Source organism: Pseudomonas sp. NFPP12 (assembly GCF_900103205.1).
GTDB lineage: Bacteria > Pseudomonadota > Gammaproteobacteria > Pseudomonadales > Pseudomonadaceae > Aquipseudomonas > Aquipseudomonas protegens.
This window is the reverse complement of record NZ_FMWW01000008.1, coordinates 1-16,112: the sequence shown is the minus strand read 5'-3', so window position 1 is coordinate 16,112 and position 16,112 is coordinate 1. Positions and strand designations below refer to the sequence as shown.

14 protein-coding genes are annotated in these 16,112 nt (G+C 63.7%); 10 read left to right on the top strand and 4 right to left on the bottom strand.

Translation table 11 applies throughout. The features are described from left to right. Window positions 1-151 precede the first annotated feature (151 nt). Window positions 152-673: an SgcJ/EcaC family oxidoreductase gene (locus tag BLS75_RS29360; RefSeq protein ID WP_053152622.1), complete on the top strand. Its 522-nt coding sequence runs from the start codon at window positions 152-154 to the stop codon at window positions 671-673. Window positions 674-719: 46 nt separating this feature from the next. Here the strand turns inward: BLS75_RS29360 and BLS75_RS29355 are convergent, their stop codons facing one another. Further along, a complete protein-coding gene (locus BLS75_RS29355) occupies window positions 720-1,721 on the bottom strand; it encodes an AraC family transcriptional regulator (RefSeq protein WP_072452809.1) in 1,002 nt (333 codons plus the stop codon). Window positions 1,722-1,967: 246 nt separating this feature from the next. On the opposite strand from BLS75_RS29355, the gene BLS75_RS29350 reads away from it, so the two are divergent. Next, complete coding sequence (locus BLS75_RS29350) at window positions 1,968-2,741, top strand: EAL domain-containing protein (RefSeq protein ID WP_072452811.1); 774 nt, start codon at window positions 1,968-1,970, stop codon at window positions 2,739-2,741. Window positions 2,742-2,768: 27 nt separating this feature from the next. Here BLS75_RS29350 and BLS75_RS29345 read toward each other — a convergent pair whose 3' ends face one another. Together BLS75_RS29345 and BLS75_RS29340 are read right to left on the bottom strand one after the other, a co-directional pair. Next, the gene (locus BLS75_RS29345; protein ID WP_011062107.1) at window positions 2,769-3,158 is read right to left on the bottom strand and encodes a YceK/YidQ family lipoprotein; all 390 of its coding nucleotides are present in this window, start codon (window positions 3,156-3,158) and stop codon (window positions 2,769-2,771) included. A gap of 60 nt (window positions 3,159-3,218) precedes the next feature. Continuing rightward, window positions 3,219-3,518: a YceK/YidQ family lipoprotein gene (locus tag BLS75_RS29340; protein WP_011062106.1), complete on the bottom strand. Its 300-nt coding sequence runs from the start codon at window positions 3,516-3,518 to the stop codon at window positions 3,219-3,221. 92 nt (window positions 3,519-3,610) lie between these two features. On the opposite strand from BLS75_RS29340, the gene BLS75_RS29335 reads away from it, so the two are divergent. Beyond that, window positions 3,611-3,922 carry a hypothetical protein gene (locus BLS75_RS29335; protein WP_072452813.1) on the top strand — a complete coding sequence of 104 codons (312 nt, stop codon included), beginning with the start codon at window positions 3,611-3,613 and terminating at the stop codon, window positions 3,920-3,922. Here the strand turns inward: BLS75_RS29335 and BLS75_RS29330 are convergent, their stop codons facing one another. Beyond that, complete coding sequence (locus tag BLS75_RS29330; RefSeq protein WP_072452815.1) at window positions 3,923-4,459, bottom strand: DinB family protein; 537 nt, start codon at window positions 4,457-4,459, stop codon at window positions 3,923-3,925. It abuts the gene before it with no gap. A gap of 239 nt (window positions 4,460-4,698) precedes the next feature. Here BLS75_RS29330 and BLS75_RS29325 point away from each other — a divergent pair, with 239 nt between their 5' ends. The 7 genes from BLS75_RS29325 to BLS75_RS29300 all read left to right on the top strand — a co-directional run. Continuing rightward, complete coding sequence (locus BLS75_RS29325) at window positions 4,699-5,973, top strand: cystathionine gamma-synthase family protein (protein WP_072452817.1); 1,275 nt, start codon at window positions 4,699-4,701, stop codon at window positions 5,971-5,973. Window positions 5,974-6,126: 153 nt separating this feature from the next. Next, on the top strand, window positions 6,127-7,563 hold the full coding sequence (locus BLS75_RS29320; RefSeq protein WP_072452819.1) for an amino acid permease: 1,437 nt from the start codon (window positions 6,127-6,129) through the stop codon (window positions 7,561-7,563). 41 nt (window positions 7,564-7,604) lie between these two features. Further along, window positions 7,605-8,495, top strand: a complete 891-nt coding sequence (locus BLS75_RS29315) for a LysR substrate-binding domain-containing protein (protein ID WP_072452821.1) — start codon at window positions 7,605-7,607, stop codon at window positions 8,493-8,495. Between the two features lie 16 nt (window positions 8,496-8,511). After that, window positions 8,512-9,888 carry a threonine synthase gene (thrC, locus tag BLS75_RS29310; RefSeq protein WP_072452823.1) on the top strand — a complete coding sequence of 459 codons (1,377 nt, stop codon included), beginning with the start codon at window positions 8,512-8,514 and terminating at the stop codon, window positions 9,886-9,888. Between the two features lie 22 nt (window positions 9,889-9,910). Next, window positions 9,911-10,348 (top strand): Lrp/AsnC family transcriptional regulator, encoded by a 438-nt coding sequence (locus BLS75_RS29305; protein WP_019095870.1) that lies wholly within the window; start codon window positions 9,911-9,913, stop codon window positions 10,346-10,348. A gap of 392 nt (window positions 10,349-10,740) precedes the next feature. Continuing rightward, the gene (locus BLS75_RS32450; protein ID WP_019094135.1) at window positions 10,741-10,878 is read left to right on the top strand and encodes a hypothetical protein; all 138 of its coding nucleotides are present in this window, start codon (window positions 10,741-10,743) and stop codon (window positions 10,876-10,878) included. 27 nt (window positions 10,879-10,905) lie between these two features. After that, window positions 10,906-16,112: two-partner secretion domain-containing protein (locus tag BLS75_RS29300; protein ID WP_143031446.1), on the top strand; the 5,207-nt coding region annotated here is incomplete at its 3' end.

Below are 16,112 nucleotides of genomic sequence, written 5' to 3'. Positions count from 1 at the left end.
GGTGCAGTGGTTCGGGGCAGGGTATTAGACCCCCGTGCCCGGTATCGCGCCTATCTGCCGAATGGCATAGGCCGCAGGCTCCAGTTGGCCGATGGCAGGGGCGACGGCCCGGGGCACAGTGGGGCTCATTGAAACCCACTGGAGTCCGTGAATGAAACTGAAAAGCACCGCCCTGGCCCTGTTCTTCGTGCTGAGCGCGCCACTGGCTCAGGCCCTGGAAGCCACCCCTTACGTGTACCGCACCGTGGCCGAGCAGCCGCAGAACCTGCAGGACCGGGAAATCGCCGGCCTCTTCGACCGCTGGAACAGCGCCCTGCAGACCGGCAACCCGCAAGCCGTGGTCAGCCTCTATGCGGCCAATGCAGTGCTGCAACCCACGGTCTCCAACCAGGTGCGTAGCACCCACGCGCAGATCCAGGACTACTTCGAGCACTTCATGGCCTCGCGGCCGGTGGGCCAGATCAACTACCGGGAGATTCGTCACCTGGGCCCGGATGCGGCCATGGACAGCGGCGTCTACACCTTCACCCTGACTGCCGCCGACGGCAAGAAACAGCAGGTCCAGGCCCGCTACACCTTCCTCTACGAACGCCTGGGCGGGCAGTGGAAAATCCTCAATCACCACTCTTCGGCCATGCCGCAAGTGCAGCCGCAGTTGCAAGCCAGCCACTGATCCAGGCTCCTGTCACCTTGCGCCGAGCCTTTGCTCGGCGTTGCTGTCACTGCTCGCGGTAGCGCCCCGGGGTCATGCCGAACCAGCGCAGGCAGGCCTTGTGAAAGCTGCTCTGGTCGCGAAAGCCCAACAGGGCGCCGATGTACTTGACGCTGCGCATGGAGTTGCGCAGAAAACTGTGGGCCAGCATCAGCCGCGCCTCGTCCTGCAGCGCCGAAAAGTGCACGTCTTCATGGCCCAGGCTGCGTTGCAGGCTGCGGGTGCTGACCCCCACTGCCTGGGCGATATGCGGCAGGTCGCTGGGCGCGCCCTGGGCCAGGGATTCGGACAGGGCGCGGCGCACCCGCGCAGTCATCGAGCCGCTGAGCAGCACATTGAGGCGGTTGCGGGCGTATTCCATGTGCAGCACATCCAGCGCCGGGTCGGCGGTGGGCAGGGCGATGGCGCAGTCCTGGCTGCTGAAGGTCAGGCTGTTGTGGGGCGCGCAGAACTGCAGGTTGTCGCCCATCAGCCGGCGCAGCATGCGCGTGTCCTCAGGCTCGGGGTAGGTGAAGGCCGCCACCAGCGGCCGCGGCTTGTGCTGGGGCAGCAGCCAGTGCAGCAGGCCCAGGGTCTGGGCGGCGCCGGCGTCGATCACCGCCCGGGGGATCAGCGAAGGCTCGGCGGTGACGTCGAAGCCGATCAGTTGTAACGCGTCGGGCTTGCGTTCCAGGCACATGCAGAAGCCGTTGCTGGTCAGCGCCTGGTAGTCCACCAGGCGCTGCAGCGCTGCCCCCAGGGTCGCGCAAGACATCACCGCATAGCCCAGGGCCTCCAGGTTGGCCGGGTGGGCCTTGCTGTAGGCCAGCAGCCCGAGGTCCGGGTTGCCAGTGCGGCGGGTGGCTTCGCGCATTACTTGATAGACCAGTTCCAGCCTCACGCCCTTGGGATTTTCCTCAACGTCCTGGATGCTGCTGCCGAAGGTTCTGAGCAGGGCGTCGACATTCGCGCCGCCTTCTCTCATGACATCGGCAAGCACCCGAAAGCTGGCGCTGGTCATTCTGTGCATAGGTCTTCCTGGACTAGTGGCTAAATGATATCGATGAGGCCTTTTGCATGATTGCAATAAACAAAAGGCCACAGACGAATAAGCACCGGCCCAGGTTTCCGAGGACAAGCGAAAGGTATCCGGGAACACTTCCGGGTGGCCCGGGCAGGGTCGATCATGGTTGGGCAGGGACCCTTGGGCGAGTGCGGCGGCGGGCTCGTCGTGCCACGTTCGAGGGTGCGTCGTTGGCTTGCCTATGGATCTGTCATGCAAAGCATCAAAGACTTTTATCGTGAATTGGCCGAGGGCCATTTGATGCTGGCATTCCAGCCGGTGGTGTGGCTGCCCGACAGCAGCCGGGTGCTCTACCACGAAGGGTTACTGCGCCATGTCGATGCTCAGGGCGGGGATGTCTACCCCCTGGCGCTACTGGAAAAACACCAGGTGATGCGCGAGCTGGACCGCAGCGTGGTGCTCTGTGTGATCGACAGCCTGCAACGGGACGAACGCCTGCGCCTGGGGTGCAATATCTCGGCCCAGAGCGCGATCATCGATTCATTCTGGTACCCCATTGTCCAGCAGTTGCGAGACTTTCCCGGCGTGGCCGCGCGGCTGGTCATCGAGATTACCGAAAGCGCCACGCCACCGAGCATCGAGGCGGCCAGCGAGTTTGTCCTGTGCCTGCGCGAACTGGGCTGCCGGGTGGCCATCGACGATTTCGGCGCGGGCCTGGGCACCCTGGAGTTCATCCGCCAGACCCGGCCGGACATCGTCAAGATCGACAAGGGCTACATCCAGCGCGCCCGCAGCGAACTCAACAGCGCCCAGACCCTCAGCCACCTGGTGCAACTGTGCAAGACCCTGGCGCCCTGCGTGATCATCGAAGGGGTGGAGACTGCCACCGACCAGGGCCTGGCCATGGCCTGTGGTGGCGAGTGGGGGCAGGGCTACCTGTTCGGCCGCCCCCAGGTGGATCGCCTGGGGCGACGTTGCCGCCTGGCGCAGCGGGTGCCCCAGCTGTGCACGCCGGATCAGGCGTAGCCCGGGTGCATGCCCGCCTGAAGGGGGTCAATCAGCCTGCGGGGTGATGGGCGGGGTGTGGGCCGTCGGGTCTTGCACCTCGGCACTGATGGGCAATGCCTGCAGGTCTTGCTCGGGAATCTCCTTCATATCCACGTGCATGTTGCGCTTGGGCCGCTCCGGCTGGAGCGCGTCGTAGGGCAGCAGCACGGTGTCGAGCGCCGCATCCAGGGGCAGGCTGGCGATCATCAGGATCGGGCACACCACCATCACCCAGCAGCCGCCGGTGATCATGCGTGCGTAGCCCATGTCATAGCCGGTGAGCACTTGGGCGTTGGTCTTGACGCTGCGGTAGTAGCGGTCGTCGCGAAAGTCCAGGGCATTGCCGCGAGTCATGTAGGTGCCGCAGCCGGACAGCAGCAGGGTGTTGAGCAGCAACAGGTAATTGATGATTCGGATGATCGCTCTTCCATTCAGGCCATTGGCAGGGGGCGCGAATCAGTGATTCATCGCGTCATAGGGCAGCAGCGCGGTGTCGGCCACGGCGTCCACCGGCAGGCTGACGATGGCCACCACCGGGCAGACAATGCTCATCCAGCAGAACAGCGTGACGTAGCCGTCGTAGCCGCTGGCTCCGCGCATGGTCAGCAGTTCGATATTGGCCTGGGTGCCTTTGTAGTAGTCGTAGCTGGTATGGGAATTGGGGGTGCGGGCGATCAGGGTGCCGCAGCCCACCAGGGACAGCAGGGACACAACGAACAGAGCATTGAGGGCTTTGATGGCGCCATTCCTTAGCAAGCGGGTTTTTCCGCGCGCATGGTCGCAGAAGCCCGCTGCAGACGCTAGATTGGGCGCTGAATAAATACTGGGCGCAGTGCCGGGAGGGTTCGATGGAGGAAGAGCGCAGCGTCGCACGGCTGTTCGCCGAGGAACCGCTGTCCTGGGGGCTGCGGGGTGACCCCTATTTGTGGCGAGCCATGGCCACGCATCTGGCCCACACGCCCTGGCCGGCCACGGCGCAGCAGTTGGAAGCCCTGATCGTCCAGGCCTTCGAGCAACTGACCGGCAGGGCCTGGAGCTCGGCAGGGCACTTCTTCGTCGAGGCCTTTGCCCATGGCGGCATGTCCAGCGGCGGGATTTCCATGGGCTTCTGGCACGAGCGCGGCCTGCCCCTGTTGTGCGCCCGTTGGGCTCGAGCCTGATCAGATATCGCTGGGTATCAGCATAAGCAGGTCGGTATCGCCGATATCCACCCCGGCCTGGGTCAGCAGGGTGCTGGCCTGGCCGCGGTGGTGGGTCTGGTGGTTGAAGAAATGCACCAGCAGGCTATAGAAATCGCGCTCGGCGACCACGCCCCGGGTGTTGGCGTAATGCAGGCTGCTGTCCAGGTCGGCGTCGCTCAGGGTCTGGCTGAAATCGAGGATCAACTGGTCCAGCCACTGACGCTGCTGCCAGAGCCCGCCCAGGTTTGGGAACAGCAGGGTCTTGAGGTCCTGTGGCAGGGCCACCTGCTGCAGCGGCGCCAGGGCCGCAAACCGCGCCGGGTGCTGGGCAAAGCGCTTGAGCCAGATGGTGTCGCCGGCCAGCAAATGATTGAGGGTGCCGAGGATCGAGCCGAAAAAGGCCTGCCGGTCCAGAGCCAGTTGCGCATCGGACAGGCCCATGGCGGCGCTGTACAGCTTGCTGTTCATCCACTGGTTGTAGCGAGCCATCAGGCACAGGTGCTCGGTGCGGTTCATTGCGGTTCCTTTCGGGGTTTGCGGGCTGGCGCGCAGCAGCTTCGCAAGCCCCGGTGCCGCAATGCAAGAGGTGTCACAAAAGCCTCGTGCGCAGGCCGTTTGCAGGGCTGTGCAGCCATTAAAAAAACCGCCCCTTTGGCCCCGATAACATCGTTTCTCGGGGCTTGGGCTTTTCTCTATATTGGCCACCAGATCCAGCGCGGCAACAGGCCGCGCACCCTTTATGGTGAGCCGTTGCAATGAATAAAAAACCTGAACGCACAGGGCTGGAAAACCCCGGAACCGCTACCCGGGTGGTCTGGGGCGGAGAGCAAGTCCGTCATCCCTACAACGCCACGCAACCCCCGATTGTCGCCAGCGCCGCCTATGGCTACGACGACATCGACCAGTGGTACGACGTGGCCCTGGGCAAGGCCCCTGGCTTTATCTACAGCCGCATGAGCAACCCCACGGTGCAAACCCTGGAAGCCAAGCTGCAGGATCTGGAAAACGCCGAATCGGCGGTGGCCTTCAGCAGCGGCATGGCAGCCATCAGCGGCGTGCTCTACAGCTTCCTGCGCCACGGCCAGCGGGTGGTGTCGACCAAGGACAGCTACGGTGGTACCAACAAGATCTTCGAGGAATTCCTGCCGCGCATGGGCGTGGCCGTGACCCTCTGCGAAACCTTCGACCAGCAGCAGATCGAGGCCGAGATCGCCAAGGGCTGCGACCTGCTGTACCTGGAGACGCCGACCAACCCGACCCTGAAGATCGTCGATATCCAGCGTCTGGTCGCCGCGGCGAAACAGGTCGGCGCCCTGGTGGTGGCGGACAACACCTTCGCTACGCCGCTGAATCAGAACCCCCTGGCGCTGGGCGTGGATGTGGTGATCCACAGCGCTACCAAGTTCCTCAGCGGTCACGGCGATGTGCTTGGTGGCGTGGCCTGCGGCAGCGAAGCGCTGATGAGCCAGGTGCGTCACTATCGGGAAATCAACGGTGCCAGCCTCGATCCGTTCTCGGCCTACCTGATCATTCGCGGGATCAAGACCCTGGCCCTGCGCATGCGTCAGCAACAGCACAGTGCCGCGCAACTGGCGCAGTTCCTGCTGAATGAGCCGCTGGTGGAAGCGGTGAACTACCCAGGGTTGCCCAGCCACCCGAATCACGCCGTGGCCTGTGCGCAGATGCGCGGTTTCGGCGCCATCGTCAGTTTTGTCCTAGTGGGCGGCATGGACAGCGTCAAGCTGCTGTTGCCGCGCCTGCGCTATGCCCACTGCGCCGGCAACCTGGGGGCGGTGGAAACCATCTACGGCCCGGCGCGCACTACCAGCCATGTGGAGAACACCCTGGAAGAGCGCCAGGCCCTGGGCATTTCCGAAGGCCTGGTGCGGATTTCGGTGGGCATCGAAGACACCGATGACCTGCTGGCCGACCTGCAGCAGGCCTTCGCCTGGCTGCGCCAATCCCTCAAGCAGAATGCGGCGCCTGGCGCCATCCCATCCCAGGACCCGCGGGCCGAGGTCGCCCACTGAAAAGAGCGCGCAACACCCCCACAGCAAGGCAGCCAGTGGGGGCTTCATGAAGAGGAATAACAATAAAAACCTGGTGGCATCCGATTTGTTTTCTGCCCATTTCCACAGTCGCAGAAATTGAGACTTGCCCTGACAACTTTCATGAGAACCATCATGTCCCTACAAGAACAACAGACCGACTTGCGCGGCGGCTTCAAGCAAGAAATGCAGACCCGGCACATTGTCATGCTCGCCCTGGGCGGGGTGATAGGCACCGGGCTGTTCCTCACGTCCGGCTACACGGTGAACCAGGCCGGCCCGCTGGGCGCGGTGATCGCCTACATCATCGGCGCGCTGATGGTGTACCTGGTGATGATGTGCCTCGGCGAGCTGGCGGTGCAGATGCCCGAGACCGGCTCCTTCAGCACCTACGCCACGCGCTTTCTCGGCCCAGGCACCGGCTACACCGTGGCCTGGCTGTACTGGCTGACCTGGACCGTGGCCATCGGCTCGGAATTCACCGCCGCCGGCATCCTCATGGCCCGCTGGTTCCCCGACACCCCGGTGTGGATCTGGAGCGCGCTGTTCGCCATGGTGGTGTTTCTGTCCAACGTGGTCTCGGTGCGGCTGTTCGCCGAGACCGAGTTCTGGCTGTCGCTGGTCAAGGTGATCACCGTGCTGGTGTTCCTGGCGGTGGGCGGCGGGGCGATCCTGGGCCTGTTGAACATCGATCAGGCCCACAGCATCGGCTTGAGCAACTTCACCCGCGAGGGGCTGTTCCCCACTGGCTTCATGCCGATTGCCATGACCCTGCTGGCGGTGGCCTTCGCTTTCTCCGGCACTGAGCTGATCGGCATTGCCGCCGGTGAAACCCGCGACCCGCAACGCAACGTGCCACGGGCGATCCGCACCACCGTGCTGCGCCTGGCGATCTTCTTTGTCGGCACCATCTTCGTCCTCGCCACCCTGTTGCCCCGGGAGCAGGCCGGTTTGGTGGAAAGTCCGTTCGTCACGGTGTTCACCTACATCGGCATTCCGTACTCGGCCGACATCATGAACTTCGTGATCATCAGCGCGTTGCTGTCCGCCGCCAACTCCGGGCTGTACGCCGCCTCGCGGATGCTCTGGACCCTGAGCGACCAGGGCCACCTGCCCAAGCAGTTCTCGGCCCTGACCCGCATGGGCACGCCGCTCAACGCGATCATCGTGAGCATGGCCGGTGGCGCCGCCTCGCTGCTCAGCAGCGTGTTCGCCCCGGACACCATCTACCTGGCCCTGGTGTCGATTTCCGGGCTGGCGGTGGTGGTGGTGTGGATGAGCATCGCCGCCAGCCAGATCGCCTTTCGCCGGCACTTCGTGGCCAACGGCGGTGACGTGCGCGACTTGAAATTCCGTGTTCGTGGCTACCCCTGGGTGCCGTTGGGGGCGCTGTTGTGCTGCGCCCTGGCCTGTGTCGGCATCGGTTTCGACCCCGAGCAGCGCGTGGCCCTGTACTTCGGCCTGCCCTTCATCGCCTGGTGCTACCTGGTGTATTACATTACCCGCAGTAGCCGCCAGCGGCGCCTGTCCCTGGCAGCCCTGGCTCGGCCCTCCGATGCCCTGCAGGGTTGACGGGTGCGCCCGGCGCCCAGGGTGTCCATGAGAGCCAGGCCATGAAGCAGAAAAGCTTGCCCCCGCTGAACTGGCTGCGCGCCTTCGAGGTGTCCGCCCGTTGCCTTAACTTCACCCACGCCGCCGAGGAACTGTTCCTCACCCAGGGCGCGGTCAGCCAACAGATCCGCCAGCTGGAAAGCCACCTCGGGGTGGCGCTGTTCAAGCGCCTGCCCCGCGGCCTGGACCTGACCGAGGAGGGCCGCTCCTACCTGCCGGTGGTGCAGGACGCGATCACCCGGTTGGCGGTGGGCACCAACGAAATTTTCGGCCAGCACAAGCGCCGGCCGATCAAGGTGCGCGGCAGCCTGGCGTTTTTCGTCCACTGGCTGGCGCCCAAGCTGGCGGATTTTCAGCACAGGCACCCGCTGGTGGATATCCGCTACATCAGCAATATCTGGGTCAAGGAGCTGGACGGCGAAGACGACCTGGAAATTCGTTGGGGCCACGGCCACTGGCCGGGGCTGGTGGCCCAGCGCCTGACTTGGGACACGCTGTTCCCGGTGTGCGCCCCGGCCTTGCTGGACAAGGCGCCGCTAGAGGTGCCGGCGGACCTGGCCCGGCACCCGCTGCTGCATGTGCTGGGCTACGAAGAGGGCTGGGGCTACTGGCTGCAGCGGGCCGGCGCCGAGCAAGTGGATTCGTCCCGGGGGATGCAGTTCGACACCCTGATTTCCACCTTGCGCATGGCCGAACTGGGCCTGGGCGTGGCCCTGGCCCGTTCCTCCATGGTCGACCAGATGCTCGCCGACGGGCGCTTGCTGGAGCCTTTCAGTCAGCGCATCGAGGCCAGCGAATCCTTTTACCTGGTGCGTGGCGCCGGGGCCGATCCACACCCCGATGCGCTGGAATTTTCCACCTGGCTGGTGGAGCAGGCCCATCGCTACAAATGACTGGCCGGAGCCAAGCATGCGTTATGTGAGTACCCGCAGTGCCACCGAGCAGGTGGATTTTGCAACCGTAGTCCTGTCAGGCGTGGCGGCCGACGGCGGGCTTTATGTGCCGCAGCAGTTGCCGAGTTTCAGCCCCCAGGAAATCGCCAACTGGTCGACCCTGGATTACCCCGAACTGGCCTTTCGCGTGCTCAGGCCCTTTGTCGGCGACAGCCTGCCCGAGGCCGACTTCAAGGGGCTGCTTCGCCAGGCCTACAGCGGTTTTGGCCATCGTGCGGTGGCGCCGCTGCGCCAGATCGATCGCAATGAATGGCTGCTGGAGCTGTTTCATGGCCCCAGCGGTTCGGCCAAGGACTTTGCCGCACGCCTGCAGGCCCAACTGGTGGGCTACTTTCTCCAGCGCCGGCAGCGGCGTGGGGTGCTGGTGGGGGCCACCAATGGCGACACCGGGCTGGCGGCCATCGAGGCCTTCAAGGACTGCCCGCAGACGCGACTGCTGGTGTTCTATCCGCAGCACGGCGTGCCCGAGCAGCAAGGGCGACAGTTGCAGGCGGCGCACCAGCCGGGCCTGTGGCGCTTCGCCGTGGAGGGCAGCTTCGATGACTGCCAGACCCTGGTCGGCCGCTTGCTGCGTCAGTGGCCGTTGGCCGAGCATGAGGTGATCGGCTTCAACTCCAGCAACTGGGTCGGGGTCATGGCCCAGCTGGTGCTGTATTTCCACGCCGTGCTGCAACTGGGCGGGGGCCAGCGGCCCATCGGTTTCAGCGTACCGGCGGCCAGTTTCGCCGAGGTCTATGCCGGCTACATCGTGCAGAAAATGGGCCTGCCCATCACCCAGATGATCGTGGCCACCAACCGCAATGACGCCCTGCATCAACTGTTCCTGAAGAACCACTATTCCCGGGGGCAGGCCAGCCAGAGCCTGTCGCCGGCCATGGACCTGTCGCTGTTCGCCAACCTGGAGCGCCTGGTCTGGGAGCTGTATGGCCAGGACCCGCAGGCGGTGGCGGTGCTGATGCAGGGCTTCGAGGACAGCGGCGAGATGACCCTGGACAACGAGGCCTGGCTCCAGGCGCGGATGATCATCGACTCCTATTCGGTCAGTGATGAAGAGACCGGCAAGGAGATCGTCAGCCTGTATCGGGACACCGGCTACGTCATTGACCCCCATGCCGCCACCGGCGTCCTGGCGGCGCGCCTGTACCGCCGCAGCCTGGTGGCACCGATGGTCACCCTGGGGGAGATTGCACCGGCCAAGTCGGCGCGCCTGCTGAGCTCGCTGGGCATCCCCGGGTTGCCGCAAGAGCCGGTGGCACAGCCTTCGACGCTGCAGTGGCAGACGCTGGCCGCGGATGACTTTGGCGCGCTGCTGCACTGCCTGGAGTCCTGGTGATGGGCCGGTGCAAGGTGAGCCTATGAAGCGGATTCTTGATCCTCTGGACGAGCGCATCCTGGCCGAACTGACCCTCAATGCCCGGGCCGCCCACGCCGAGCTGGCGGCCAAGGTCAACCTGTCGCGCAACGCCGTGCGCCAGCGTATCGAGCGCCTGGAGCGGGACGGGGCGATCCAGGGCTACACCATTCGCGTGGGAGAGGGGCGGGGCGCGGACACCCGGATCAATGCGCTGATTTTCGTCTACCGCTACGACCGCATGCGCGGTGCCGAAGTGCTGCAGGCCTTGCGTGCCATGCCGGAGATCGTCCAGTGCGAAGTGCTCAGCGGCGAGTTCGATGTGCTGGTGCGGGTCAGCGCCGCCACGGCGGAACGGGTGCATCGGGTGTGGAATGACATCGCCGCCTTGCCCGGGGTGGAAAACACCGTGACGTCCTTTGTCTTGTCCTCGGTGAGTTAGGGGCTGTCTGCCTGCTTGAAAAAGCCAACGAGTGTTGGCTTTTTTTGCTTTTTCGGCGCTGCAGAATGTGCCTGTTCATGCCTCATGAACAGGTGTTGGGCGGTACGCCTGGAAATGGCTTCGGTGGAAATCTGCGCGGGTAGCCGATGGCTCTAAGAAACGCCTCTGGCGGATCAACAGTCCGCTACCAAGAAACCTCTTTCGAAAATTCAGATCAATCCGATGTGGTGGTTACCGGGATCAATCTAGTATCGGCGCCCACTGCAAGGCCCGTATTCCGGGGGGTATACGCAGTTTGTCGGGGTGCTCGGCGCTTGTTTGACGCCAAGGTAGTGGCACATTAGCATCGCTCGCCTTGTCTTGACCCTTGCTGCCCTTTCGAAGGACCGAATATGCCTATCTCCGCCCTCGGGATGAGGTTGTGCTGTGCCTTGTCTTGCCTGTTGCTGGCCGGCCCCGTGCACATGGCGATTGCCGCTCCCTTGCCCGCACCGACCTTCAACCCCGGCGACCAGGACCTGTTCCTCTAATTCCGCTTTTTGCCTGAGATATTCGACATGGACGTTCGTCAGTTTGCCTTTCTGGCCCGCCAGCCTTCGGCTGCCCTGCAATCCCGTGAGTCCTTTTTGGGCCTGCCGAAACGCGGACTGGCGTTCATCCTGGCCAACGTGATGTTCTGGCAGCCGCTGGTGGTGATGGCCGACGGCATCGTGGTCAACGGCAGCGGCACCAGCCTCGGGCAAGCGGCTAATGGCGTGCCCATCGTCAACATTGCCACGCCCAATGGCGGCGGGCTGTCCCATAACAAGTTCAGCGATTACAACGTTGGCCAGCAGGGGGTGATCCTCAACAACGCCACGCAAAAGCTGCAGAGCACCCAGTTGGGTGGCTACATTATCGGCAACCCCAACCTGGGTGGCCGCGCGGCCAATGTGATCCTCAACGAGGTCAACGGCGGCAGCCCCAGCCAGCTCAAGGGCTACACCGAAGTGGCCGGGCAGTCGGCCCATGTCATTGTCGCCAACCCCTATGGCGTGAGCTGCAACGGCTGCGGCTTCATCAACACCCCCAAGGCCACCCTGACCACCGGCAAGCCGGTGATCGAGAACGGCCAGGTCCAGCGTTACCAGGTGGACCAGGGCAGCGTCGCCATCGAGGGTGCGGGCCTCAACGCGAGCAATATCGACCAGTTCGAAATCATCACCCGCAGCGCGAAAATCAACGCCGAGATCCAGGCCAAGCATCTGGCGGTGATCGCCGGGGCCAATGACGTCGACGCCAAGACCTTGAACGCCACCGCCCGCACCGCCAACCCGGCGGATGCGCCGCAACTGGCGATCGACTCTTCGGCCCTGGGCGGCATGTACGCCGGGGCGATCAAGCTGGTGGGCACTGAAGCCGGTGTAGGGGTGAAGCTGGCAGGTGATATGGCTACCAGCGGTGGTGACCTGCAAATCGATGCCAACGGCAAGCTGACCCTGGCTCGTGCTCAAGCCCAGGGCGACGTGCAACTCAAGGCGCAAGCGGTGCAACTGACCGAGTCGGTGTATGCGGACCGGAACGCCAAAGTGGTTGCCGCTGAAAAACTGACAGTGGACAAAAACCTGACCGCGGGCGGCAACCTGCACCTCGAAGGCCAGCAGGTGGTCAGTCGCGGTCAGCTCAATGCGGGGCTTCAGCGGCAAGAGGGTATCGAGACCATCAACCCCACCAGCCATCTGCAGCTTCAGGGTGGCAGTCTGATCAACACGGGCAGTATCAACGCCCGGGGCAGTCTCACGACTGATCTTGAGCGCCTGGATAACCAGGGCGCGGAACTGGTGGCAGCGGGGGATCTGCACCTCAAGGCCGGTCGTGTCGATAACCGTGGCGGTCAGTTGATTGGCCAGCAAGCCCTGAAGGTTGAGGGTGACAGTCTGGATAATCGTGGCGGGACCCTGGCCGCCGAGCAGTCACTCAAGGTGGCGGTCGACAGCCTGGACAACCGCGATCAGGGCCTGATTCTCAGCAAAAGCGCAGACTTGACCTTGAATGCCGGCAGCCTGGATAACCGCCAGGGCACCCTGCAAGCCAACCAGGGCGAGCTCAAGGCCAGGGTCAAGCAGGTCCTCGACAATGGCGGCGGCAAGATCCTCACGGGTGCCGGCAAACTGAGCCTGGAAGCCGATGAACTGCGCAACCAGCAAGGACGACTGAACGCCCAGACTGGCAAGCTCGAAGTCAAGAGCGCGACCTTCGACAACACTCGGGGTCAGGCCCGCGGGGCGGCAGTCGAGATCAGCAGCAGCTCCCGTCTGATCAATGCTCAGGGGCATGTACTGTCCACCGCAGGCGATTTGCAACTCAAGGGCGGCGAGGTCCGCAACAACGAGGGCGAGATCGCCAGCCAGAAGCACCTGCAACTCTCCGTCGACAGTCTGCAGAACCAGAAGGGCAGCCTCAGCGCCGAAACCATCGGGCTGGCACTTTCCGGCAAGCTGGACAACGACGCAGGGCTGATCGAGTCCCGGGAAAGCCTCGCGGTGGAAGCCGGTTCGGTGAGCAATGCCAAGGGCCGTTTGCGGGCTTTGGGCGAGCAGGGCGAGAGCCGCTTCAGCATCGGTGGCCGTTTCGATAACGACCAGGGCCTGGTGGAGATCGGCAATCAGCGCTTGCTGCTGAGCAGCGGGGGCCTGAGCAACCAGCAAGGGTTGGTGCGCCACCTGGGGCAACAAGGCTTCGCGTTGTCCCTGGCGGACACCGGCAATGCCGGCGGCAGTTTCATCACCAACAGCCGGCTGGATCTGGACCTGGCGGACTGGAGCAATACCAGTCAGATCCAGGCACAAAAGATCGGCTTGAAGGTCGGGACCTTCACCCAGACCCGCACTGGCAAGCTGATTTCAGTGGAGGGCGTCGAAGCCAGTGGTAACCACTGGATCAACGACGGCGGCCTGGAAACCGACGGCGACCTGAAGCTGATTCTCAGTGGTTCTTACCAGGGCAACGGCCTGCTCAAGAGCCAGGGGCGCATGACTTTCGCTGCCGCCCGTGCCGACCTTGGCCAGGAGGCCGAGGTGCGCAGTGGCGGTGTGGCCGATTTCACCTTGGGCAGTCACCTGCAGAACCTCGGCACGCTCACGGCTGCCGGAGACCTGCAACTCAAGGTCGACAGCCTGACCAACCAGGGCACCCTGGGGGCGGGCAATGCCTTGCATATTGAAACCCCGACCCTGGTCAACCAGGGCGGGCTGATCTTCAGCGGCGCCGACATGCAGCTGGAAACCAGCAGCCTGACCAACGACAAGGGTGACATCTACAGCCTTGGGCGCCTGGACGTGAATGCCCCGGGACAACAACCGGCCAGCCTGATCGAAAACATTTCCGGCACCATTGAAAGCGCCCATGGCATGCAGTTGCTGGCCAATCGCCTGGTCAACCGCAAGGAGAAGTTCGCCTTTATTCCGGCCCTGACCTCCGGGCGCATCAACCTCGGTTTTACCGATAACTGCAAGGGTAAGCACTGCGAAGCCTATTACTCGGTGACCGAGGTCTACGGCACGAAAATCACCGAGGACTCCCAGCGCGGCAACCTGATTTCCGGCGCCGAGCTGACCTTCAAGGGCGACAGCTTCGAGAACCAGTTCAGTACCGTTTCTGCCGCCGGCGATATCAGCTTGCAAAGCAACAGCCTGAAGAACATCGGTGCCGGCGGCGGCGAGATTCGCAATTACGCTTACTCGGTCTACACCAAGGACGAAGGTGCCTACTACACCTTCGTCAACAACATCGGGCGCTACAACGCCTACAACGACCCCAACTCTGCCAGTTACAACCCTACGGCGATGCCGCTGGGAGCGATTGCGCTCGGTAGCCTGAGCGGCTTCAGCAAGGTCGAGACCACCGGCAGTGGCGAAGTCGCCGCGGCAGTCATCCAGGGCGCCGGCAAGGTGGACATCACCGGCACCCAACTGCTGGAAAACAGCGTGATTCGTCCGGGTGAAGCCGTGGCCGCCAGTGCCAGCCGGGTCGGCATGACAGCTGTGGATAGCAGCACCCAGGCTCTGCCGCAGTTGAACCTGCAAGCCGCTCCGGACCTGCAGCAACAAGCGGTCAACCCTCTGGCCTTGCCCAGTTTCAGCTTGCCGCAAGGTGACAGCGGCCTGTTCAGAGTCAGCAGCAACCTGCAACACAAATACCTGATCGAAACCAACCCGGCGTTCGCCAACCTCAAGCAGTTCATCAGTTCCGACTACTTGCTCAACCGCATCGGTTTCAACAGCGACCAGGCCCAGCGCCGCCTGGGCGACGGGCTCTATGAGCAACGGCTGATCCGCGAAGCGATGATTGCCCGCACCGGCCAGCGTTTTATTGCTGGGCTGGACAGCGACGAAGCGATGTTCCGCTACCTGATGGACAACGCGATCGCCAGCAAGACCGCCCTTGACCTGTCACCCGGTATAGCCCTGACCTCAGCCCAGGTCGCGGCCCTGACCCACGACATCGTCTGGATGCAGGAACAGGAGGTCAACGGCGAGAAGGTCCTGGTACCGGTGCTGTACATGGCCCAGGCCAACAACCGCCTGGCGCCCAACGGCGCACTGATTCAGGGGCGCGACGTGAACCTGATCTCCGGCGGCACCCTGGCCAACCAGGGCACCCTGCGCGCCAGTGCACAACTGCAAGCCAGCGCCCAGAACATCGACAACAGCGGCCTGATGGACGCCAACGAACGCCTGTCGCTGCTGGCCACCCAAAGCATCCGCAACGCCCAGGGCGGGATTCTCAAAGGCCAGGACGTCAGCCTGGTAGCGACCCAGGGCGACGTCATCAACGAACGCTCGAAAGTCAGCCAGGACACCCGTTATGGCGGCGGGGCCCAGCACAACGACTACCTCAACAACGCGGCTCGGGTCGAGGCGGACAACAGCCTGAATATCGACGCCGGACGGGATATCCGTAACAGCGGCAGCGTGCTCCAGGCCGGGGGCGATGCGAGTCTCAAGGCGGGGCGTGATCTGGCGCTGGTGGCCACCGAGCAAGTGAACAGCAGCAGCGGACGCCACAAGAAGACCAACTGGAGCCAGAGCCAGACCACCCAGTACGGCAGTGAAGTGCAGGTCGGTGGCAATCTTTCCGCCACGGCCGGCCAGGATCTGCAGATGGTGGCCAGCAAGGTCGCTGCCCAGGGCAACCTGGCATTGGCAGCGGCGCGTGACGTATCCATCGAAGCTGCGGCCAATGAGAGCCACCGCGCGTCGAAGAGCAAGAAGGTCACCAGCAGTAACGATCAGGTACGTCAGCAGGCGTCTTCGGTGACCGCTGGCGGCGATCTGTCGATCAAGGCGGGTCAGGACCTGATCTTGGTGGCCAGCCAGGTGAAGGGCGAGCAAAACGTCGCGTTGGATGCCACTCGCGACCTTAGCCTGCTGTCCGCCAAGGACGAGAGCGCCTCTTTCTACTCGAAGAAGAGCAAAGGCTCCTTCGGGCGTAGCAGCAGTAAGCAACAGGAGAGCTACCACAGCACCAACATCGCCTCTGTGGTCGAGGCCGGGAAAGACCTGACCCTCAACACCAGCAAGAAAGCCGATGGCGGCATGAGCATCAACGGTGGCCGCGATGTCACGCTGATCGGCAGCCACCTCAAGGCCGGTGCAGACCTGATGGTCGGTGCCACCGGTGATGTGGCGATCCTCTCCGGTGTCGAGGAGCACGGCTCCTACAGCAAGAAGACCAAGTCCGGTTTCCTCGGCCTGTCCAAAAGCGGCAAGAGCCAGTTGCAAAC